The sequence below is a fragment of the Bradyrhizobium xenonodulans genome, from assembly GCF_027594865.1.
Taxonomy (GTDB): Bacteria; Pseudomonadota; Alphaproteobacteria; order Rhizobiales; family Xanthobacteraceae; genus Bradyrhizobium; species Bradyrhizobium xenonodulans.
Window position 1 is genome coordinate 8,254,942 of the sequence record NZ_CP089391.1, and the last position, 21,718, is coordinate 8,276,659.

Genomic DNA, 21,718 nt, shown 5'->3' on the forward strand with positions numbered 1-21,718 from the left:
CCTGTGCCGTGCGTCACACAGGAGCCTGCGGTCATGCGGCCTCTCGCGTTCCGACGCGCCGCTCCGGCCTTGTCGCGGTCATCGACTGCTCCTCGCCGTCCTGCGGCGCGCCCCAGAATTCCCGCACAGTGGGTCCCCATTTGAGTCGCCGTGCGCGCAGAAATTCCAGGATCTCGTGCGGCCACACCCTGCGGCCCATCTGGGTGTACCAGCGCATGGCGTGACGCAGGCCTGCGTCGCGCTGGAACAGCGTCCGCCAGATCGCCTTGGGGCGACATTGCAGCGCCATCTCCGTGAACTTGAACCAGACCAGCACGCGCCACGGCGCCATGTGGCGCGTGGCGAGCACCTGGTGCTTGTAGTCCCAGCGCCGGCGGTCGGGCTGGATCACGCGGCGGTCGGCGGCGAGCCGGAAGTACGGCGTCCAGCGATGCGGCGTGACATAGAGGAGCTGGACCTGATCGGGATCATAGGCGAGGAGCTGCTTCAATCCGCGCCAGTGATCGCGATCGGTCTCCTCCTCGAACCCGACCACCCAGGTCGCCATCGACAGGATGCCGTGCTGCCGCAGCAGGCGAATGGCCTCGCGGTCGGTCGCGGTGGTCGCACCCTTGCGGATCAGCTCCAGGGTCTTTTCGTCGGTGTTCTCCAGCCCGAGCAGGAAGCGCTGCCAGCCGGCCTTCTTGTAGAGATGCAGAATGTCGGCATCGCGCACGATGTCGTCGGCGCGAGTCGAGCCGACCAGGATGAGGTCGACATTCTCGGCGATCAGCGCGTCGAGGAAGGCGCGCCACGCTTTCCTGGACACGGTCGGATTTTCGTCAGCGAAGTTGATGACCTTGACGCCGTGCTCGCGGTTGAGGCGCGCCAGCTCTTTGGCGAAGCGCACGGGATCGCGATGGCGCCAGCGCGTCCAGAAGCCGCGCTGGCCGCAGTAATTGCACAGATGCGGGCAGCCGCGCGAGAACTGCACGACCACGGCGCGCAGGCCGCCCCAATAGCTGTAGCGCGCATGGTCGATCAAATCCCAGCCGATGCGATAGGCATCGAGGTCCGCGATCACAGGTGCCGGCGGCGAGGCGCGGGGGCCGGTGACATCGCGGAACGCGATGCCGGCAATGCCGCCGAGGTCGTGGCCATATTCCAGCGCGCGCATCAGGCGTCGCGCCGTCTCCTCGCCTTCGCCGCGTACGATGGCGCTGACATAGGGCTCATCGCGCAGGATGTCGCGCCAGTGATAGGTCGGGAAAACGCCGCCATAGACGATCAGCACGCGTGGCATGGCCCTGACCAGGGTCTGGGCAATTTCCGTGATGACCGGATGTCCGGAGGTCGAGCCGGAATGGCCGAACAGCACGGCATCCGGGGCGAAGCGGTTCGCTTCGCTGATGATGTCCGCGACCGGCATGGGGCCGAACTCGGCATCGATCAGCCGCACGGTGTGACCGTCGTCGATCAGCGGACCGCCGATCGCGAGCAGGCCGAGCGGCGGCAGATGATCGTCCGGAATCCGGCTGCCGATCGAGGGGTGAGGCACGTTGACGAGAAGAACACGCATGGACTTTCGCTCCCGCTTTGGTTGGCGTGATCGTCCGTCCCACTTCGTTTAATGAAGCCCAATCCCCGACTGAACCTGAAAACATCGCATGTGATTTTGCGGCGGAGACTCTTGCTCAGCTCCGCTTTCGGCATTACGCCCGGGAAAGTGAAGGCACCTCCTCCGGCATGATCGCCTGGAGACCGCCGAAGCGGCGCTCGCGGCCATGGAAGGAGGCCAGGGCCGTGGCAAGATCGCCCGCGTCGAATTCGGGCCACATCCGCTCGGTGAAGTGCAACTCGGCATACGCGCCTTCCCAGAGCAGGAAGTCCGACAGCCGCTTCTCGCCCGAGGTGCGGATGATGAGATCGACGTCGCGCAATCCGGCCTCGCCGGTGACAAGCTGCGAGAACGCCTCGCGGGTCAGGCTCGTCAGCGCCGCCGCCTTTGCCGCGGCGTTGAGGATGGCGTCGCGCGCGGAATAGTCGACCGCGATGCGCAGGTGCAGTGTGCTGCCGTGAGCGGTTGCGTCTTCGGCCCGCGCGATCGCATTGGCGATACCGTCCGGCAGCCGGTCGCGGCGGCCGATCACGGAGAGACGCACGCCGTTCTTCACGAGGGCCTGGACTTCGTTGGCGAGATAGAAGCGCAGCAGCGTCATCAGCGCGGCGACTTCGGCTTTCGGTCTGCGCCAATTGTCGGTCGAGAAGGCGTAAAGCGTCAGCGTACCGATGCCCTGCTTCGGCGCAGCCTCGACGATGCGGCGGATGGTCTCGACGCCGGCCTCGTGGCCGCGCAGGCGCGACAGGCCGCGCCGCGTCGCCCATCTGCCGTTGCCATCCATGATGATGCCGACGTGAAGCTTCTCGTTGCGAGAGGTCATATTACGAGAGGTCTCGTCACTTTGCATTGCAAAGTCTCCGGTCAAAAGGGGGGAGGATCAGGTCGAGATGATGCCGAGACGGCCGAGCGGCGGCGCCTCGCGGCCGGCGGCCTTGGCGGCGTCGCGCACGAGGCGTTCGAGCACGGCGAGATAGTCGAGGAAGCGGCGGCGGCCGGCCTTGGTCAGGCGGCAGGTCGTGTGCGGGCGGTTGCCCTCATAGCCCTTGGTCACCTCGACGAGGCCGGCCTCCTGAAGTACGGCGAGATGCCGGCTGAGATTGCCGTCGGTGAGGCCGCAGAGCTGCTTGAGATCGGCGAACGCCAGACCCTTGGGATGCGCCATCAGTGAGGTCAGAAGCCCGAGCCTCGCCTTCTCGTGGATCACGCGGTCTAGTCCTTCATAAGAGAAGGGCGCGCTGTCAGTCTTCGACATCATTGTCTCCGGACGCGAAATACAGAATGCCCGCCATCACCGACTGCCCGATCACGAAGGGCAGCCCCATGGTCCATGGCGACAGCGTGTGGGTTTGGCTCGCGAGCACCACCACGGCAAAGCCGGACATGAAATACCAGGCGCCGGCCAGTGCGACGGTCCGCGGCAGCGAGCGGACGGATGCGAAGATGCCGAGCGAGACCAGGATCTGCCACAGGCCGGGCAGCAGCCACAGCGCCTCGCTCGCGAACTTCCACATCACCACCGCAAGCAGCACGCCGGCGACGCCGGCCGGCAGGAACTGCTCGACCGCCTGGTGGATCATGGCGTCCGCAAGGCCCGAATGATGGCGGCGCGAACGCGCGCGCATCTCGATGCCGATGATCAGGCCCGAAAGCGTGGCAGCGATGAGCCAGCCGAAGAAGAAACCGAGCGGCTCGCCGGTGGGATCGCCGAGCAGCCAGAATTGCAGGATCGCGGTGAGAAGCGCGACGGCGCCCGTCGCAGCCATCGTCGCCGGGCCATAGCCGCGGAACGCCGTGCCGGCGGCGATCTGGCTGCGGATCGCCACGATATCGGCCAGTGCCTTGTCGAGATCGCGCATCGGCAACGCCAAAACCTCGCTCCGCCCAATGTTTCCAGGATCGTCCGTTGGGTTACTTTGTATTGCAAAGTATATAGGGCTGCAAAGTAAAGGCAAGGCCGAAAGTCGTTGGCGGGGAGACCGGTCCCGGATGGACAACTGCCGGTTGCGCCCCCCTTGCACCCAAAGATAAGATGCGGCGCAAAAGCGTGGGGGAAAGAGTATGTGGCTAAAGTCATTCGTCGTTGCGTCTCTACTGCAGCTGGGCGTTGCCGGGGCGGCGCATGCGAAGGGTCCGTTCGGCAGCGTCAATGTCGGCAACTGGATCGGCGGCGCCTTCAGCAATGACGAGACGGGCGCCTTCTCGCATTGCGCGGCGACGACGCCTTATGCGAACGGCGTCATCCTCGTCGTGAGCCAAAATGCCGCCGGCACATGGTCGCTCGCCTTTGCGAGTCACAGCTATCGCTTCAACAAGGGCGAAAACGCAGCGATCGACGTGACCTTTGACGGACAAGAGCAAGCCAGGCTGTACGCCACGGCCTACCAGCCCGACATGCTCACGGCCATCATGCCGGTCAATGTCGTACGAACCTTTCAGAAGGCGAGCCTGATGGTGGCGACAGCCGTCCGCTCCGTTCTGAATTTCAATCTGACCTCGACCGGGCCAGTGATCGCCGCATTGGCCAATTGCGTGACCAAGGTGAAAGCCGACGGGCTCGACAAGGCCGGCGACTTCACCAAGGTGGCGGCGAAGCCCGCAGTGGCCGGGGACAAGCAGGGTGCGCCTCCTGCCAAGCCGGGACGAACCGGGACCTTCACCGGCACCGGTTTTGTGGCCAGCCCCAACGGACACGTCGTCACCAACAGTCACGTGATCGATGGTTGCACCGGAGATATCAAGGGCAACCTCGCCGGCGAGGCCGCGATGGTGCTGCGGGTTGTCTCCAGCGATGCGACAAATGATCTCGCGCTGCTGCAAGCGCCGGCAACAGCAGCATTCAAGGATTTTGCGAAGATCCGGGACCGCTCGATGCACTCGGGAGATTCCGTGGTGGCCATCGGCTTCCCGCTACACGGCTATCTCACCTCCGACCTGACCGTGACTACGGGCATCGTCAGCTCGCTCAGCGGCTTCCGCAATCACACGGGACGTTTGCAGATCAGTGCGGCCGTTCAACCGGGCAACAGTGGAGGCCCCTTGTTCGATTTGTCCGGCCAGGTCGCAGGCGTCGTCGTTGCCAAGCTCAACGCGCTCAGGATGATCAAAGAGACCGGGCAGCTGACCGAGAACATCAACTTCGCCATCAAGACCGGCGCGCTCCGCGACTTCCTCGACAATTCCGTCGTGCCCTACCAGACCGCAGAGCCCAAGGGCGAATTGAAGACCACCGACATCGCGGCCAACGCCCGCGCCTACACGATGCTGATCTCGTGTACCGGTACAGAACAGGCGGACGCGAAGCGGTAGCTTGCGACTGACGCACGCTGCTTCACCAACCACCGGCTGTCATTCCCCACGAAGGCGGGAATCCAGTACGCCGCGGCTCCTCGATTCCAGCACTGCCGTCTCGGAGTATTGGATTGCCCGGTCAAGCCGGGCAATGACACCGTCCGTACGGCCTCGACGTGACGGCCAGCCTCAGCCGTGGCAGCACGCCCGCTCCGCCGTCCGCGGCTCGTACTCGTCGCGCAGGCGGACCCAATCCATCGGATAGGGCAGGCCGATCTCGTGACGGCCGAGCGGGGTGAGGTCGAGATACTGATAGGCGGCGTTCATCATGTCGAGGCCGCGGGCAAAGCACGAATAGGTGTGGAAGATGTCGCCGGCCTCGTCGCGGAAGAACACGCTGATGCCCGGCAGCTCGGGGCCATAGAACGGCGTGGTACCGAAATTGTACCTTGGCACGCCCTTGTCGATCTGCTCGCGCGTGAACGACACCTCGTAGTCGTAGTTGAAATCGCTGCCGCCCGAGGAGACCCAATCGAAGGTCCAGCCCATCCGCGTCTTGAAGGCTTCCAGCTTGGCTGCCGGCGCGAGCGACACCGCCACTGTCGTGGTGTCGCGCGCAGCGAGGTGCGGCACCATGCGATCAAGACCGTCGGCCCAGAACGAGCAGCTCTTGCAGGCGGCCTCCCAGTCGGGCGCGAACATCACGTGCTGGACGACGAGCTGCGAACGCCCCCTGAAGAGATCGCCGAACGTCACCTTGCCGCTCGGTCCCTCGAACACGTAGCTCTTGTCGACCTTCACCCAGGGCAATGCGCGGCGCTCCTCGGCGAGGCGCTCGCGGGCCTGCGAGAACTCCTTCTCATGCACCAGATGGGTTTTGCGGGCGGCGATCCATTGCTCGCGCGAGACGATCTGATGTTGCGGCATGATGTCCTCCCTGATGTCAGACGACAAAGGCGTCGAGCTTGTCGAAGAACGACGTCCAGCCGCGCTGGTGGTTGTCGCGTGCGGCCTCGTCGAAGAACTGGGCATGGCGGAAGACCATCAGCGTGCCGGCGTTGTCCGGCTTCAGCGTGATCGTCACCAGCGATTCGCGCTCCGGCGTCGAGTGCCAGGCCCAGGTGAAGACCAGCCGTTCGTTCGGCACGACCTCGCGATAGATGCCGCCGGCCTCGAAATATTCGCCGTCGTCGCGGGTGAAGCTGATGCGAAAGCTGCCGCCGGCGCGGACGTCGAGCTCGGCGCTCAGTGTCGCCGGCGTCATGTTCGGCGGCCCGAACCATTGCACTAGCTGCGCGGCTTGCGTCCAGGCGGCGTAGACTTTTTCCGGCCGCGCGCGGAGCCGGCGCGTGAGCGTGAGGCTTGGTGGTTCGGCCGTGCGGGGATCGGTGTTGACGGCTGCGTTGGCCATGTCTCTTCCTCCACGAAGGCGGCAAGTCGGTCGAACTTGTCGGACCAGAATTGCGCGTAGCGATTGAGCCAGCTCATCGCCTGCTCCATCGGCTGCGCGGTGAGCCGGCAGGAGACCGTGCGCCCGGTCTTCTCCCGTACGATCAGGCCTGCATCCGTGAGCACCTCGAGATGCTTCATGATCGCCGGCAGCGAAACCGGAAACGGCGCGGCCAGCTCGCTCACGGACAGGCTCTCCTGCTCGCCCAGGCGCGCCAGCAATGCCCGCCGTGTCGGATCGGACAGCGCCGCAAATGTCCGGTCCAGCGTTCCGCTCTCATACTTAACCATGTGGTTTAGTATAGACGCGAATGGCGAGGTGTCAAGCAGGGAGCCTGCTCACACCGCCCTGCACGGAGCGCGTGATCCGGCAGCGGTCATATCGAACGTGAGACGCGGCAAGTATGACGCAACGGCCGCGCGCGGCGATGCACCCGCGGTTGCGGTAATTCCGATCAACGAAACAAGGCACGAAAGAAAAAAGCCCTGCCGAACGGCAGGGCTTTCATCACGGTCATCACAAGATCGCTACTCGACCTTCAGGCCGGCGAAGTCGACGACTTTCTTCCACTTATCGGTCTCGGCCTTGATCTCCTCGCCGAACGCCTCGGGCGTCTGCACCCGCGGCTCGCCGCCGAGCTCGACCAGGCGCTTGGTCATGTCGGGCTCCTTCATCAGCGTGTTGATCTCGCTGTTGAGCTTGGCGATGATCTCCTTCGGAGTATTCTTCGGCGCGCCCATGCCGAACAGCGCGCTGGCCTCGTAGCCCTTCACGGTGTCGGCGATCGGCTGCACGTCGGGCAGTTGCGGCGAACGCTCGGTGGTGGTGACGCCGATGGCGCGGAGCGAGCCGGAGCGGATGTGCTGGATGATCGAGGGCATGTTGTCGAAGATCACCTGCACCTGGCCGCCGAGCATGTCGGTGATCGCGGGCGCGGCGCCGCGATAGGGCACGTGCTGCATCTTGCAGCCGGTCATCGCCATGAACATCTCGCCGGACAGATGCACCGAGGTGCCGTTGCCGGACGAGGCCATGTTGACCTTGCCGGGATTGGCCTTCACATATTCGATGAACTCGGCGACGTTCTTGGCCGGCACGTCCTTGTTGACGGTCATCACGTTCGGCACGCGCTGGAACGAGGCGACCGGCGCGATGTCGCGCACAAAGTTGAACTTGAGGTTGGTATAGAGCGAGGCGTTGATGTAGTTGGCCGGATTGACCAGCTGCAGCGTGTAGCCGTCCGGCTCGGCGTTGACGACCGATTCGGTGCCGATATTGTTGCCGGCGCCCGGCTTGTTCTCGATCACGAATTGCTGGCCGAACTTTTCCGACAGGCGCTGGCCGATCAGCCGCGCCAGGATGTCGGTGGCGCCGCCCGGCGGATAGCCGACCACCCATTTCACGGGCCGGGCCGGATAATCGGCGGCAAGGGCCTTCGACAGCGGGGTGGCTGCGAGCGGACTGGCGGCGAGCAGGCCCAGGGCGGTACGGCGAGTGATCATCTCAAGGGTTCTCCCAGTGTTGTTCTTGAAGGCCAGATAGCTTGAAAGTGGCGTCGGCGTGGTTGTAACAAAGCTTGCGGAGCGCGGAAAGTGCGTGGGGCGCATCACGACGAAAGGATAAGGCATGCCGGTCAAGGTCGAAGCCCTCGATCATCTCGTGATCAACGTCACCGACGTCGCGGCGACCACGGAGTGGTACCGCAGGATTCTCGGCATGGAAGTCAAGGTGTTCGACCCCGGCGGCGGCAAAGCGCCGCGGACTTCTCTGCAATTCGGTAACCAGAAGATCAACGTCCGGCCGCGCGATGCCGACAAGGTGGAATGGTTCACCGCCGACCACCAGACCGCCGGCAGCGAGGACCTGTGCTTCCTCACCGCCGCCACGCCCGACGAGGTGGTGGCGCATTTGAAGGCACATGGCGTCGCGATCGAGGAAGGCCCCTCTCCCAGGCAAGGCGCCCGCGGCACGCTGCGCTCGGTCTATTGCCGGGATCCGGATGGCAGCCTGATCGAGATTTCGTCGTACGAGGACGGCGGTCGGTAAGGCCAAGCCGCCTGCCCCACCGTCATTGCAAGCGAAGCGAAGCAATCCAGAATCGCTCCTCGGAGGTAGTCTGGATTGCTTCGTCGCAAGGGCTCCTCGCAATGACGGGGAGAGAGCGCGAACGGCCGCATACTCCCCCGATTTGCTCCCCGCGTCATCCAGTGGCAGGAAGACGCAATAATCCGAAGACAGCCGCCATCAAGATGCAGGCTGCACGGGAGGATCCATGTCCATTCAACAATCCGCTGCCGGAGTAGTAGGCCCATTCGCAGGGCTCGACGTGCCCTGGCTCCTGAGGATGCGCGCCGAGGTCCGGCGTGATCATCCCTTCCTGATCTGGGCGCCGTTCGATGCGCCGGCGCGGCGCTGGAGCTATGGCGAGTTTCACGAGCGCGTCGGCGCGCTTGCGGCGGGCCTGGCGAAGCGCGGCATCAAGCCCGGCGAATATGTTCTCATTCATCTCGACAATTGCATCGAGGCAATGCTGGCCTGGTTTGCCTGTGTCGAGTGTGGGGCCATCGCGGTCACCACCAACACCCGCTCTGCACCGGCCGAGATCGAATATTTTGCCGACCATTGCGGCGCGGTCGCCGCGATCACGCAGCCGGCCTATGCGGAGATTGTCGCGCAGAACTGCCGCAACGTTCGCTGGATGGCGGTGACCTCGCACGATGCCGGCGCAGCGCCTGCGCAGGGCGCCTCGCGCGGCGACAGTTTTGAAGCGCTGTTCGCCGACAGCGCCGATCGTCCGACGCGCGCGCCCGATCCGCTGGCGCCGTGCAGTGTGCAATACACCTCGGGCACGACATCGCGGCCGAAGGCGGTGCTGTGGACCCACGCCAACGCGCTGTGGGGCGCCAAGATCAACGCCGCGCATGAAGACCTTCACGCCGGCGACGTGCACCAGGCCAATCTGCCACTGTTCCACACCAATGCGCTGGCCTATTCGATGCTGGCGACGTTGTGGGTCGGGGCGACTTGCGTGATCCAGCCGCGCTTCTCCGCCAGCCGGTTCTGGCAGGTCGCGCGCGAGCATGGCTCGACCTGGACCTCGACCATTCCGTTCTGCATGAAGGCGCTGCTCGAGCAGGACATTCCGAAGGACCACAAATTCCGCCTGTGGGGCACCGCCATCAACGAGCCGCCGGCCTTCGCTGCCTTCGGCGTCAAGATCATCGGCTGGTGGGGCATGACCGAGACCATCACCCACGGCATCGTCGGCGAGGTCGACCAGCCCAACATTCCGATGTCGATCGGCCGCGCCGCGAGCGAGTATCAGATCCGCGTCACCGACGATGACGGACGGCCGACCGAGGTCGGCGGCACCGGCAATCTCGCGATCAAGGGCATCCCCGGCCTGTCGCTGTTCGCCGAATATCTGCACGACGAGACGGCGACGCGCGACAGTTTCGACGCGCACGGCTTCTTCCTCACCGGCGACCGCGTCGAACGGCTGGAGAACGGCTTCATCAAGTTCGGCGACCGCGCCAAGGACATGCTGAAGGTCGGCGGCGAGAACGTCGCGGCCTCCGAGATCGAGCAGGTAATCGCGCTCGTACCAGGCGTGCGCGAAGCCGCGGTGGTGGCGAAGAAGCATCCGATGCTGGACGAGGTGCCGGTCGTGTTCATCATCCCGCATGGCGGCGTCGCCGGCGCGCCGCCGGATCTGCATGAGCGCGTGATGGCCGCCTGCCGCAAGGGCCTCGCCGACTTCAAGCTGCCGCGCGAGATCAGGCTCGTCGACGGCATGCCGCGCTCGACACTGGAGAAGGTCGCGAAGGCGGAGCTGCGGAAGATGCTGGGGTGAGGACGGCGCCGCCAGACGGCACGCTGCCGTAGGGTGGGCAAAGGCGCGTCAGCGCCGTGCCCACGTTCTTGGAAGTGGTGGGCACGCTTCGCTTTGCCCACCCTACGGCATCTCGCCTAGAACGACCCCAGCGCCACCGGGCGGAATGCCTGCAACAGTTGCTGGTCGAGCTTGCCGCCCATGCCTTCCATCATTGTGAACGCACGCGAGTGGGTGAACGGCATGCGGTAGGCACGCTTCTCGACCAGCGCGGCGTAGATGTCGACGATCGTTGTCAGGCGCACGATGTCGCTGATCTGGTTCGACGACAGGCCGTTGGGATAGCCGGAGCCATCGAGGAATTCGTGGTGATGCAGGACGACGTCGAGCATCTCCGGCGGGAAGCCGCCCTGCGCGGCGAGCGCGTCGTAACCGCGGCGCGGATGCTGGCGGACCTCGGCCATCTCCTCGTCGGTGAGCTTGCCGGGCTTGTCGAGCAGCACGGAGGGAACGAAGGCCTTGCCGACATCGTGCAGCAGCGCGGCGCGGGTGAGGCGGCGCTGGTCGTCCTCGCGCATGCCGAGATGCTGCGCGAAGGCGACGGCGAAACCGGTGACGAACAGGCAGTGCCGATAGCTGCCGACATGGTGGCAGCCGACGGTGGTGAGCCATTCGCGCAGCGAGGAGTGCTTGATCGCCTTCAGGATCTTGTTCTCGGCGGCGATAACGTCGTCGAAGGTCAGGGGCACGCCGAGCGGCAGCTTCCCGAACATCTTGGCGAGCACCGCGTGCGCCGCCTCGACGCCGCGGTTGAGCGTCTTGCCGCGATCGGTCGCGTCATAGGTGGCGGTGTCGGGGAAGGCGGCGCGGATGCGCTGGAGGATGTCCTCGGGCTGGAGCGGGCGCGAGATCGTGTCGGTGGCGCCCAGCGCCCAGGCCTGCATGGTGCCGTGATGCAGGGCATCGGCGAGCACGAACAGCCGCGGCATCGAGCGATAGGCATCGCCGCGCAGCTTGTTGCGCACCCGCTGCACGCTCTCGGGCGAGCGCAGATTGATGTCGACCACGAGGCCGGACAGATCGCGCGAGGGCTTCTCGGGAATGTCCTGCGTCGTCACCGTCGAGACGTCGCCGACGGCCTTCAGGATGCTGGCAAGCTCGCCGCTCTCATCGCTCCGGTCGGAGGCGAGCAAGAGCCGGCGTTTGGCGGCGGATTTGGCTAGCGCGTTCATGGCTTCCCCAAGAGCACGGGAGTGTATTTGGCGTCAGCCTAAGCCGGATCAGGTTCTCTGGCCCTTAAGAGGCGTGCTCAATGGAACCCTGCGGGAAAGCGCGCAATTTTACGGGTTTGGGTTCCATTGAAGGGAACTGCAAAAGGGCGAAAACAACCCCATGCACAGTAGAAAGAGCATTGATAACACAGGTGAATTTTTGGCGCTCTCGCCGCCCTCCGCTGTCGTCGCCCGGCTTGACCGGGCGACCCAGTACGCCGAGACGGCGCGGCTGGAACCGAGACGCCGCGGCGTACTGGATTCCCCGCCTTCGCGGGGAATGACGGGAAGTGGCCCCAAAAACAAATCCGCCGGAGGTTGGCCTCCGGCGGATCATGTCACGTCACAATCGCAGCCAGCCCTACGCCTTCATCGCACCCTTCACGGCCTCCGCCGTGATCGGCAGCGCTCGCACGCGGGCGCCACTGGCATTGAAGATGGCGTTACCGATGGCGGGGGCGACCACCGTCACGGCGGGCTCGCCGACGCCGGTGGCCTTCTCGCCGTTGGCGATCACGGCGACGGCGACCTCGGGCACCTGGCTCATGCGCAAGGGCGTATAGCCATCGAAATTGGTCTGCTCGATGCCACCGTCCTTCAGCGTCGCCTTCTCGTACATCGCCAGCGACAGGCCCCACAGCGCCGCGCCCTCGACCTGGGCGCGGATGTTGTCGGGATGCACCTGCGTGCCGACGTCGGTTGCGACCGTGAGCTTCTTCACGGTCACCGCGCCCGACGGCGCCACCGCGACATGGGCGACACAGGCCGTCCAGCTCGCAGTCGCCCGTTCCTGCGACGAGACGCAGGCAACACCCATGCCTTCACCTTTCGGCAGTTGCCTGGTGCCGTAGCCGGACAACCCCATCGCGGCGAGCAGCGTATTGCGCAGCCGCTGCGCGCCGCCGTCATTCTTGCCGGCGCCGTCGAGCAGCGAGATGCGGAACTGCGCCGGGTCCTTGCCGGCCGCCGCCGCGATCTCGTCGATCATGCTTTCGACCGCCCAGAACGTCCAGCCCGGCGCCACCGAACGAAGCTGCCCGGACGGCGTCGCATTGTGCGCGAGCTCGTTCTTGATCGCGCGCACGTAATGGTTGGGCACGGTGTAGAAGAAGTCGGCTCCGTTCACCGTGAAGCTGTCGAGCGGGCCTTTCTTGTCGACCGAGGGCGTCAGGAAATCGGGGATTCCCCAGCGCGCGGTCGGCCAGGCCGACACGACGTCGTGGCTGAGCGCGACGAGCTTGCCGTCGCCGTCCACGCCGGCCTTCACTTTCTGGTAGGTGAGCGGACGCGAGAAATCCATCGTCATGTCGTTCTCGCGCGAGTAGATCACCTTCACCGGCTTGCCGACCGCTTTCGCCGCCTGCACGGCGGGAACCATCATGTCGGCATCGAGACGCCGGCCGAAGCCGCCGCCCAGCCAATGCTGGTGCATGACGACGAACTTCGGATCGATCCCGGCTGCACCCGCGGCGATCGCCCCGGAGCGCGTCGCGAACTGGTTGCCGGAATAGATGTGCAGGATCTCGCCCTTGAACTCCGCGGTGGCGTTCATCGGCTCCAGCGGCGCGTGGATGTTGATACTGGTGGTGTACTCCGCTTCCAGCACCTTTGCGGCCGTGCCGAACGCCGCAGAGGGATCACCGTCCTTGACGAAGAACTGGCCGGAATCCTCCAGCTTCTGAAGCCGCATGGCTTCATCGAGCAGCGACTGGCTCGACAGCTTCGCGTTCGGACCGCCGTCATAGGCGATCTTCAACGCTTGCGCCGCCTTCCTGGCGTTGGCGTAGGTGGCCGCGACCGCGACGACCCACCCCGACGTCGTTCCGGTCTTGTCGTCGAGGGTGACGGCCTTGATGAAGCCCGGCACCTTCTTCGCCGCCGAATCGTCGACCGATTTCACGGTCGCGCCGAAGCGCACCGGCGGCGTGACCACCGCACCATAGGCCATGCCCGGCAGCATGACGTCGATGCCGTACTTGGCGGTGCCGTTGGTCTTGGAGGGGATGTCGAGCTGCGGCACCGACACGCCGATCATGGTGTACTGGTCCGGCGTCTTCAGCTTGATCGCCTTCAGCTCGTCCGGCGTGAAGGTCTTCGTCGCCTTGCCGCTTTTGACAATCTCGGCAAAGCTCATCTGCTTCTTCGATGTCGGATGCGAGACCACGGAGTCCCGCACGACGAGCTGGTCCTTGAAGTAGGGCGGCAGGCCCATGGCCGAGGCCGCGGCCTCGGTCAACGCGATGCGGCCGGCCGCGCCGGCACGGCTCATGGCCTCAAAGTTCATCATGGTCGACCAGCTGCCGCCGGTGATCTGCGCGCCGAGCACGGGATCGTTGAACTTCGGATCGTTGGAAGCGAGCTGAACGCGCATGTCGCTCCACTTCGCGCCCAGCTCCTCGGCCACGATCTGCGCCATGGTGGAGGCGATGTGCTGGCCCATGTCGGCCTTGCCGCAGGTCACGGTGACGAGGCCATCGGGCGAGATCGCATACCAGACGCTCGGCTCGAAATTCGAGGGCGCGGCGAGCGCCTCACCGATGCCGGGCACGCCGGCATAACCGAGCACGAGGCCGGTTGCTGCCGTGCCGACGAGGAACGAGCGGCGGCTGAGATCGGTCGCCTCAGCGGTGATGGTCTTGACGTGCTCGTTCATGTGGGCCTCCGCTCGTTGCCGGAGGCGGACGCGGTGCGCATCTCGGATGCGGCGCGCATGATCGCCTTCTGGATCCGTGAATAGGTCATGCAGCGGCAGAGATTGCCGTCCATATGCGCGACCACCTCTTCCTTGGTCGGATTGGCGTTCTTCGCCAGCAGCGAGGCCGCCTGCATGATCTGCCCGGACTGGCAGTAGCCGCATTGCGGCACCTGCTCGGCAATCCACGCCTTCTGCAACGGATGATCGCCCTTGGCGGAGAGACCTTCGATGGTCGTGATCTTCTTGCCGGCGACGTCGCCGACCATGGTCTGGCACGAGCGCACGGCTTCGCCGTTGACATGCACGGTGCAGGCACCGCACAGGCCGGCACCGCAGCCGAACTTGGTGCCGGTCATCTGCAATTGCTCGCGGATCGCCCAGAGGAGCGGCGTGTCGTTCGCCGCATCCACGGACAGACTCCGCCCGTTGATGGTGAGAGTTGGCATAGGCGTCTTCCCCTGCCGGTGCATGAAGCCGCTTACGGCGGCAACTTGAGTAGCGGACGCCCACCGGGCTGGCGCCCACCTTGACCGTAAGCATGATCGCGTTCCGCCGCGGAGGCAAACGCAATTTGGAATCGGTCGAAACAAACGCGGCGCCTGCCCGTTGTGCGTCGCGACAAGGGCGGTGATGCAGCGACTGAACGCAAACGGAGCGCGCGTCAGGCATGCACGTCACCGCGCTCAGGTGGTTTCCTAGAAGTAACTCGGCAAAGTAGAGTGAACCGACGGCGAACCCTTACCCTCCCCTGGAGGGGGAGGGTCGATCGCGCGAAGCGCGAGCGGGGCGGGGTGATCTCTCAGCACGGGCACTGTTCGTCGCGGAGAGACTGTCACCCCACCCCGTCTCACATTTCGCTGCGCTCAATGTGAGCCGACCCTCCCCCTCCAGGGGAGGGTGAAGCACCGGTGTCGCGGCGCGAATAAGAAAGAAAGGGCGGAAGCAATGCCGAAGATCGATCAGGCCGGCGTCGGGATCTATTACGAAGTCCACGGCAACGGGCCGCCACTGCTGCTCACCCACGGCTACTCCTCGACCTCGGCGATGTGGCATGGCCAGGTCGATGCGCTGGCGAAGAACCACAAGCTGATCCTGTGGGACATGCGCGGCCACGGCCAGTCCGATTACCCCGACGATCCCAGCGCCTATAGCGAAGCGCTGACGGTCGGCGACATGGCGGCGATCCTCGGTGCGGTCGGCTCGAAGCGCGCCATCATCGGCGGGCTGTCGCTCGGCGGCTACATGTCGCTGGCCTTCTATCGCGCACATCCCGAGCGCGCCCGCGCGCTGTTGATCATCGACACCGGTCCGGGCTTCAAGAAGGATGACGCGCGCGAGGCCTGGAACACGCGGGCGCTCGCGACCGCCGACAAGCTCGATCGCGTAGGTCTCGACATGCTGAAATCTGCAACGCGCGAGCGCGCTACCGCGAGCCATCGCAATGCGAGGGGACTGGCGCTTGCCGCACGCGGCATGCTGACCCAGCGCGATGCGCGCGTGATCGAGCTGTTGCCCGACATCAAGGTGCCCAGCCTGATCGTGGTCGGCGCCGACGACACGCCGTTCCTCGCGGCGTCCGACTACATGGCCGCAAAGATTCCCGGCGCACAAAAGGTCGTGATCCCCGCAGCCGGACACGCCGTCAACATCGATCAGCCGCAGGCTTTTGTTGACGCGGTGGTGCCTTTCCTGAAGAACTTGCCGGCATAGGACGGTCGGACAGGGACAGGCCATGAAGCGGGCAATGTTGGCTGCGGGTGCAGTGTTGCTATCGATGTCAGCGCCGGCGCAGGCCGAGCCCTTCGGCGGCGCGCCGCCGCGCCGGCCCTTCGTTGAAACCCTGTCGAACAACACGCCGCTCGCCTTCGGCATGGACGCCGGGCAGACCGCACGCGTGCTCGGACAGCCGCTGCAATATGTGCGCGGACGTCCCGGCAACGAGATCTATCTCGCGCTTCGCAACATCGGCGGCAGCAGCCTGATCCCCTACCGTCACCGCCTGTTCCTGCAGTTCCGCCACGGACGGCTGGCGGGATGGAAGGAGGATTACGGCGAGAACTGGATGTGGGAGTGAATGCGACTCCTCATGGTGAGGAGCGGCGAAGCCGCGTCTCGAACCATGCAGGCCCGCCTCTCACAGCTCGGCCTTTCATCCTTCGAGACGCGCTGACGCGCTCCTCAGGATGAGGAGCGCGAGCTGAGAATTCCGATCTACAACCAAGAAGGACAACCCGCGTGGGACAAGACATCAAATTGACGGCCTCCGACAATTTCCAGCTCGGCGCCTATCGCGCCGATCCCGCGGGCAGCCCGAAAGGCGCGGTGGTGGTGATCCAGGAGATTTTTGGCGTCAATCATCACATCCGCTCGGTCTGCGATCGCCTTGCCGGGGAAGGCTATGTCGCGATCGCGCCGTCGATCTTCGACCGCACAACGCCGGGCTTCCAGTCGGGCTACACGCCCGATGAGATCGCTGAGGCGCGCAAGTTCGTCGCGAGTCCCGATTGGGACGCGATGTTGCGCGACACGCAAGCGGCGATCGATGCGGTGAAAGGCGTAGGGCCGGTCGGCATCATCGGCTTTTGCCTGGGCGGCAGCATCGCCTTCGTCGCGGCGACGCGGCTGTCGGGGCTGAAGGCCGCGATCGGCTATTACGGCGGCGCCGTGGTGCGCTTCGCCGACGAGACACCGAAGGTGCCGACGCAACTGCATTTCGGCGAGAAGGATGCCGGCATTCCCCTCGCCGACGTCGAGACCGTCAAGACCAAGCGGCCCGACGTGGAGGTCTTCGTCTATCCGGGCGCGCAGCACGGCTTCCATTGCGACGAGCGGGCCAGCTACGACAAGGCCAGCGCCGACATCGCCTGGCCGCGCAGCATGGAATTTTTTGCGAAGCACCTGGCGAAGTAGCGCACGCTTCTCTCCTCCGTCATTCCGGGCTCGCGCTGCGCGCGCCCCGGAATGACGAGAGGGGAAAGCAGAAATCGGGTGGCTGCAGCCGGGCGCGCGGCGATAGAGCTGGCTGATCACGCCAACTCACGCCGGGAACTCGTCATGCAGCAAGCCAATACGAACATCCTCATCCGCAATCCATTCGGCACGATGGACGTGCCCGCACCTGATGATCGCGAAGTCATGGACTATGCCGCAACGGCGGCGCTCGCCGGCGATGCGGCCGACGTCAATGCGCCCGCCTGGGCCTCCATCGCCGCACCGTCCGACCCGCTCGAAGGCGCCTGGGCGAGCCGCTGGAATGGCGGCGCCGACCCGACCATTGCGGGCGATACGCCGGAGGCATGGAAAGACGGGCGCGCTGAAGTCCGAGTCGCAGGCGGGCGCATCTATTTGCGCTTCGACTGGGACAATGGCCGGCGGCACGGGCTGATCGATGCGGCGCGCGAGGGCGCGCGCCTGATCGGGAAATACATCAACCTGACCAACCCGGCGATCGTGCGGCCTTGGGTCGGGCTCGTGGTCGATACCGTCAGGATCGACGGATGCTTTCCGAACGGGCGGCTGGATTTCAGGCGGTGAGCTAGAACCAGCGCTCGCCGACGAACACGGTGTCGCCCGGCGCCAGGGGGGTGCCGAGCGGAACGACGGCGCGCATGGCACCGCCGGCCTCGGTGTGCGTGACGGTGACGACGTCGCGCTTGGCGCGCGGCGAGAAGCCGCCGGCGATGGCTACCGCGCTTTCGACGGTCATGTTCGGCACATAGGGATATTGGCCGGGCGCGGAGACTTCGCCGAGGATGAAGAACGGGCGATAGGACTCGACTTCGACGGCCACCGAGGGCTCGCGGATATAGCCGTTGCGCAAGCGCGCCGCGATCTCGCCGGCGAGTCCCGCAGGGGTACGGCCGCGGGCCGGCACGCCGCCGATCAGCGGCATGGTGATGGAGCCGCCAGCATCGATGGCGTAGCTGTTGGTGAGACCTTCCTGGCCGTAGACCACGACGCGCAGCTTGTCGCCGGCGTCGAGATGGTAGGACGAGTCGTAGCGCACGGGCGCCGCCATCGGCGCGGCGTAGCCGACCGGCATTGGCGCAGGCGAAGCGGCAAAGGAATTGCTGAACGCCGCGATGGCGCCGCCGCTGTTGGCAACGACGACCGGTTGCGGCGCACTGGTGGGCTGGCCATAGGCCATGGAGTCGAGATCGGGGCGCGGCTGGACATATGCGACCGGACCAGCGGTCTGCATGCAGCCACCAAGGGTCAGCGCGGCGGACGCTGCCAGGGCCACTGCCGAGATCGACGATCGAAACGCGCGTGCAACTGGCACCGGACCTATCCCTCGAAACGAGACAGCTCCACTGATGCACCGGTTATGGTTAATAAAGCGTTTGCGGGGGCGATGACGATACTCGCCACGAGCGCGGTGCGCTCCCTCTCCCGCTTGCGGGAGAGGGTTGGGGAGAGGGTGTCTCCACAACGGGACAGTCCCCCAGAGGGACAGAGCCCTCACCCGCATTGCATCTCACGATGCAACGCGACCCTCCCGCAAGCGGGAGAGGTGCACCGAGTTCGTGGCTGGCTTACGCGCTCACACCCACACCGATCGGGCAGGACACGCCGGTGCCCCCTAAGCCGCAATAGCCGGCGGGATTCTTCGCCAGATATTGCTGATGGTAGTCCTCGGCGAAATAGAATTCGCCTGATGGCGCGATCTCGGTGGTGATGGCGCCGAGGCCTTTGGCGGCAAGCGCCTTCTGATAGAGCGCCTTCGATGCGTCGGCCGCGACCTTCTGCGCATCGGAGTAAGTGTAGATCGCGCTGCGGTACTGCGTGCCGACGTCATTGCCCTGGCGCATGCCCTGCGTCGGGTTGTGGTTCTCCCAGAAAATCTTCAGCAGCTTTTCGTAAGGGATCCTGTTCGGATCGAACACGACCAGCACCACTTCGGTATGGCCGGTGCGACCCGAACAGGTCTCTTCATAGGTCGGGTTCGGCGTGTGGCCGCCGGCATAGCCGACAGCGGTGGTGTAGATGCCCTCGCCAAGCTCCCAGAATTTTCGTTCGGCGCCCCAGAAGCAGCCGAGCCCGAACACGGCCTGCTCGAAGCCGACGGGATAAGGCGCCTGCAATCTGCTGCCGTTGACGAAATGGGTGGTCGCAGTCGGAATGGCTTGCGCGCGGCCGGGCAGCGCCTCAGCTGCGCTCGGCAATGCGGTGGTCTTGCGCATGAACAGCATGATGGGTCTCCGAAACGAGCTGTCCGTCGCGTGAGCTCAGGTGCTCAGGCGGCGTGCTCGCGATCAAGGTGGGAATATAGGGATCTACGCAAGGAGCGGCAGCCTTGTTACGGCTGCGGCCAGCGAAGTTCAGTTCCGGCGGGAATTGAAGATCAATCCCGGCGGGAATTGGAGATCAATCCCGGGAATAGCCGATCAGCGGCTTGCGCGGCCGGAACAGGATCATCAGCAGGATGCCGAGAATGCCGAGGACGGCGAAGACCGGCTGGTCCAGCACCAGGCGGATCACCGAGGTCCAGAGCCACGGCGCCTTGGCCTCGACCCAGGTCCGGAATGCGGTCTGGCTGGCCTGATTGATGTCGTTCCAGAACTGGCCGAACCGGGTGAACTTCAGGGTCTGGTCGGCGACCCAGCGGGCACCGTCATAGACCATGAAAATGAAACCGCCGGCGAGCAGCAACAGCCCAATCAGTCGGAAAAAGCCGCGGATCATGCCTCACCTTATATGGTCGTCCGATCGGAGGACCCAAAGAAACGCCGCCAGCCAATAGCCGGGAGACGGCAGAAATTCAACCTCTTCAGGGCGTTACGGCGCGCGCCCAGGCCGCTGAATGCCGGTTTTCCGGCCGGAAAGCGTTGACGGTGCCAAAGACCCTCTCTATAAGGGCGCCAACTGGCGGCGGGCGCAATCCTGCCGCCGCTGTTCTTTGAGCAGTTGCAGGCTCCTTGGGCTTAGAGCTCTTTGAGGCCTCATGTTCCCGGGACAGCCCAGCAACCGAACACCCTAAATCCGAGCGTCGATTACGCGGTCAAGCAAGCCGGCGCTACCCGACCAAGACGCGACCGGTACCCGCAAAGGACATTGAGACCATGGCCAATACCACTTCCGCCAAGAAAGCGACGCGCAAGATCGCCCGCCGCACCGCCGTCAACAAGTCGCGCCGCACCCAGATGCGCGGCGCCGTCCGCACCGTCGAAGAAGCCATCGCGACCGGCGACCGCGCCGCTGCCGTGACGGCGCTGGCGAATGCCGAGCCCGCCTTGATGCGCGCCGCGCAGCGCAACATCATTCACAAGAACAACGCCAGCCGCAAAGTCTCGCGCCTCACCGCGCAGATCGCCAAGCTCGCCAAGTAAGCGCACCAAGTCAGCGCGCGACGTCATTCGATCGGTTGATCCGATCGACATCACGCTCGTCAATCAGCCCGGCCTCGCGCCGGGCTTTTTGTTGCCCGTCATATTCCCGCAAGCAGCCACGCACCCGGCGATCTTCGATTGGAAGATTTGCATCGTCCGCACTATGATGCGCTCCGTAGTTTTACCTGCGGGTGATTTTGCAACAGCGGAAACTTTCGCGGTGCGAAAAACCCCTGCGGGACGGGGTTAACTCGCATTTGCACACGGACGAGTTCTGCACACCGTAGTTTCACCGGAACACGTCGCGATGGAGTTACCCTGTGAAACGAGACTCAAAAAACGATGTCTCGCTAATCACTTATCGACATAGCGACTTCAACCATTTGGAAAATTCGCCGACGCGTCGTGCGCGTGACGCTTTTGTAAAAATTTTTTGGCGGCGGCCGCGAATTGTCACATGACACGCCGCGTTTTCGAATCTGTGCACGAATCCAAAAACTTGCTCCGAAGCCTGTGAACAACTCTCGCGCGGCGTTAACGCTGGTCAAGTTTTTTGATGCCTCAAGTGTGAATCAATTTCGTTGCGAGTCTTTCCGCTTAGTGTATTCCTTAAGTGGTCAGCGGCGCCCACGATCTTCAGACCAGCGCGGTTTAGGAAACGGGGCGAGCGTGCAAATCGGCGGCGATGTGCACGTAGGCGACGCTTCAACAAGCGATGTCGGTTCAAAACCCATAGCAATATGGGAACGGTAGTTCTTTGTCTGAATGTCTCCAAGCAGGATTTTTCTCAATCCCGCTCGCGCCAGGCGCAAAACGAGAGATGTCACGAAGCTGCCCGACACGCGTGAAGGCGAAGCCGAGCGGACGAACAGTGCAGACGGGCGGGACATCGGCGACTTCAGTCGCTTTTGTCTTAAGGACACGCAGGACCTTGCCGTGAGCAATCACGGCAGGACGGGGAGGTATCATGTCTTACGGACTCAACGCGGTATTCAAGCAAGTCGCCTATTCCAACGATGCCGGTTTAGATCAGTCCGACCTCCAGCCTCCCGCGTGTGACGGAGCGCCGAGTACGCGCTGACCTCGCGACCCCTCCATCTCTGACATCGCTGACCGGACGCGGCGTTCTCGCCGAACGGTCGAGCCATGCCTGACGATGGACTCGCTCTGAGGTCGCGCCATTCCAGGGTCCTGGCAGGAACCCGCGTGGCGCTCACAACGCAACTATATCTCTCAAGAGAAGTTTTCTGACG

The 21,718-nt window shown here is 64.6% G+C and carries 22 protein-coding genes; 8 read left to right on the forward strand and 14 right to left on the reverse strand.

Annotated elements, in window-relative coordinates; translation table 11 throughout:
* Positions 1-31 precede the first annotated feature (31 nt).
* The 4 genes from bchE to I3J27_RS38955 form a co-directional block, all read right to left on the reverse strand.
* The gene (bchE, locus tag I3J27_RS38940) at positions 32-1,558 is read right to left on the reverse strand and encodes a magnesium-protoporphyrin IX monomethyl ester anaerobic oxidative cyclase (protein ID WP_270164105.1); all 1,527 of its coding nucleotides are present in this window, start codon (positions 1,556-1,558) and stop codon (positions 32-34) included.
* A gap of 133 nt (positions 1,559-1,691) precedes the next feature.
* Positions 1,692-2,420 carry a di-trans,poly-cis-decaprenylcistransferase gene (locus I3J27_RS38945; protein WP_370691931.1) on the reverse strand — a complete coding sequence of 243 codons (729 nt, stop codon included), beginning with the start codon at positions 2,418-2,420 and terminating at the stop codon, positions 1,692-1,694.
* 57 nt (positions 2,421-2,477) lie between these two features.
* Positions 2,478-2,852, reverse strand: a complete 375-nt coding sequence (locus I3J27_RS38950) for a winged helix-turn-helix domain-containing protein (protein WP_018644262.1) — start codon at positions 2,850-2,852, stop codon at positions 2,478-2,480.
* Positions 2,839-3,456, reverse strand: a complete 618-nt coding sequence (locus I3J27_RS38955; RefSeq protein ID WP_270164107.1) for a hypothetical protein — start codon at positions 3,454-3,456, stop codon at positions 2,839-2,841. Before I3J27_RS38955 ends, I3J27_RS38950 begins: the two co-directional genes overlap by 14 nt.
* A 202-nt stretch (positions 3,457-3,658) precedes the next feature.
* On the opposite strand from I3J27_RS38955, the gene I3J27_RS38960 reads away from it, so the two are divergent.
* Positions 3,659-4,906 (forward strand): S1C family serine protease, encoded by a 1,248-nt coding sequence (locus I3J27_RS38960; protein ID WP_270164108.1) that lies wholly within the window; start codon positions 3,659-3,661, stop codon positions 4,904-4,906.
* A 171-nt stretch (positions 4,907-5,077) separates the two neighbouring features.
* Here I3J27_RS38960 and I3J27_RS38965 read toward each other — a convergent pair whose 3' ends face one another.
* The 4 genes from I3J27_RS38965 to I3J27_RS38980 form a co-directional block, all read right to left on the reverse strand.
* The gene (locus I3J27_RS38965; protein ID WP_270164109.1) at positions 5,078-5,815 is read right to left on the reverse strand and encodes a DUF899 domain-containing protein; all 738 of its coding nucleotides are present in this window, start codon (positions 5,813-5,815) and stop codon (positions 5,078-5,080) included.
* 16 nt (positions 5,816-5,831) lie between these two features.
* The gene (locus tag I3J27_RS38970; RefSeq protein WP_270172994.1) at positions 5,832-6,176 is read right to left on the reverse strand and encodes an SRPBCC family protein; all 345 of its coding nucleotides are present in this window, start codon (positions 6,174-6,176) and stop codon (positions 5,832-5,834) included.
* The gene (locus I3J27_RS38975) at positions 6,176-6,628 is read right to left on the reverse strand and encodes an ArsR/SmtB family transcription factor (RefSeq protein ID WP_270164110.1); all 453 of its coding nucleotides are present in this window, start codon (positions 6,626-6,628) and stop codon (positions 6,176-6,178) included. The genes I3J27_RS38970 and I3J27_RS38975 overlap by 1 nt, the downstream gene beginning before the upstream one ends.
* A gap of 237 nt (positions 6,629-6,865) precedes the next feature.
* On the reverse strand, positions 6,866-7,840 hold the full coding sequence (locus tag I3J27_RS38980; protein ID WP_270164111.1) for a Bug family tripartite tricarboxylate transporter substrate binding protein: 975 nt from the start codon (positions 7,838-7,840) through the stop codon (positions 6,866-6,868).
* Positions 7,841-7,964: 124 nt separating this feature from the next.
* Between I3J27_RS38980 and I3J27_RS38985 the strand changes: the two genes are divergently transcribed.
* The gene (locus I3J27_RS38985; protein WP_270164112.1) at positions 7,965-8,384 is read left to right on the forward strand and encodes a VOC family protein; all 420 of its coding nucleotides are present in this window, start codon (positions 7,965-7,967) and stop codon (positions 8,382-8,384) included.
* Positions 8,385-8,610: 226 nt separating this feature from the next.
* Positions 8,611-10,191, forward strand: a complete 1,581-nt coding sequence (locus I3J27_RS38990) for an AMP-binding protein (protein WP_270164113.1) — start codon at positions 8,611-8,613, stop codon at positions 10,189-10,191.
* 116 nt (positions 10,192-10,307) lie between these two features.
* Here the strand turns inward: I3J27_RS38990 and I3J27_RS38995 are convergent, their stop codons facing one another.
* From I3J27_RS38995 to I3J27_RS39005, 3 genes are all read right to left on the reverse strand, one after another.
* Positions 10,308-11,402, reverse strand: a complete 1,095-nt coding sequence (locus tag I3J27_RS38995) for an HD-GYP domain-containing protein (RefSeq protein WP_270164114.1) — start codon at positions 11,400-11,402, stop codon at positions 10,308-10,310.
* Positions 11,403-11,802: 400 nt separating this feature from the next.
* Positions 11,803-14,094, reverse strand: a complete 2,292-nt coding sequence (locus I3J27_RS39000) for a xanthine dehydrogenase family protein molybdopterin-binding subunit (RefSeq protein WP_270164115.1) — start codon at positions 14,092-14,094, stop codon at positions 11,803-11,805.
* Complete coding sequence (locus I3J27_RS39005) at positions 14,091-14,582, reverse strand: (2Fe-2S)-binding protein (RefSeq protein ID WP_270164116.1); 492 nt, start codon at positions 14,580-14,582, stop codon at positions 14,091-14,093. The genes I3J27_RS39000 and I3J27_RS39005 overlap by 4 nt, the downstream gene beginning before the upstream one ends.
* 499 nt (positions 14,583-15,081) lie before the next feature.
* Between I3J27_RS39005 and I3J27_RS39010 the strand changes: the two genes are divergently transcribed.
* From I3J27_RS39010 to I3J27_RS39025, 4 genes are all read left to right on the forward strand, one after another.
* Positions 15,082-15,846, forward strand: coding sequence for an alpha/beta fold hydrolase (locus I3J27_RS39010; protein ID WP_270164117.1), 765 nt, complete (start codon positions 15,082-15,084; stop codon positions 15,844-15,846).
* 22 nt (positions 15,847-15,868) lie between these two features.
* On the forward strand, positions 15,869-16,210 hold the full coding sequence (locus I3J27_RS39015; RefSeq protein WP_270164118.1) for a hypothetical protein: 342 nt from the start codon (positions 15,869-15,871) through the stop codon (positions 16,208-16,210).
* A 161-nt stretch (positions 16,211-16,371) separates the two neighbouring features.
* Positions 16,372-17,046, forward strand: a complete 675-nt coding sequence (locus I3J27_RS39020; protein WP_270164119.1) for a dienelactone hydrolase family protein — start codon at positions 16,372-16,374, stop codon at positions 17,044-17,046.
* A gap of 144 nt (positions 17,047-17,190) precedes the next feature.
* A complete protein-coding gene (locus I3J27_RS39025) occupies positions 17,191-17,670 on the forward strand; it encodes a hypothetical protein (RefSeq protein ID WP_270172995.1) in 480 nt (159 codons plus the stop codon).
* Position 17,671: 1 nt separating this feature from the next.
* Here I3J27_RS39025 and I3J27_RS39030 read toward each other — a convergent pair whose 3' ends face one another.
* The 3 genes from I3J27_RS39030 to I3J27_RS39040 form a co-directional block, all read right to left on the reverse strand.
* Positions 17,672-18,418: a polysaccharide biosynthesis/export family protein gene (locus I3J27_RS39030; protein WP_270164120.1), complete on the reverse strand. Its 747-nt coding sequence runs from the start codon at positions 18,416-18,418 to the stop codon at positions 17,672-17,674.
* A gap of 253 nt (positions 18,419-18,671) precedes the next feature.
* The gene (gene msrA / locus I3J27_RS39035) at positions 18,672-19,328 is read right to left on the reverse strand and encodes a peptide-methionine (S)-S-oxide reductase MsrA (RefSeq protein WP_270164121.1); all 657 of its coding nucleotides are present in this window, start codon (positions 19,326-19,328) and stop codon (positions 18,672-18,674) included.
* A 175-nt stretch (positions 19,329-19,503) separates the two neighbouring features.
* Positions 19,504-19,821, reverse strand: a complete 318-nt coding sequence (locus I3J27_RS39040) for a hypothetical protein (RefSeq protein ID WP_091898220.1) — start codon at positions 19,819-19,821, stop codon at positions 19,504-19,506.
* Between the two features lie 377 nt (positions 19,822-20,198).
* Here I3J27_RS39040 and rpsT point away from each other — a divergent pair, with 377 nt between their 5' ends.
* Positions 20,199-20,465, forward strand: coding sequence for a 30S ribosomal protein S20 (gene rpsT / locus I3J27_RS39045; RefSeq protein WP_270164122.1), 267 nt, complete (start codon positions 20,199-20,201; stop codon positions 20,463-20,465).
* Positions 20,466-21,718 lie beyond the last annotated feature (1,253 nt).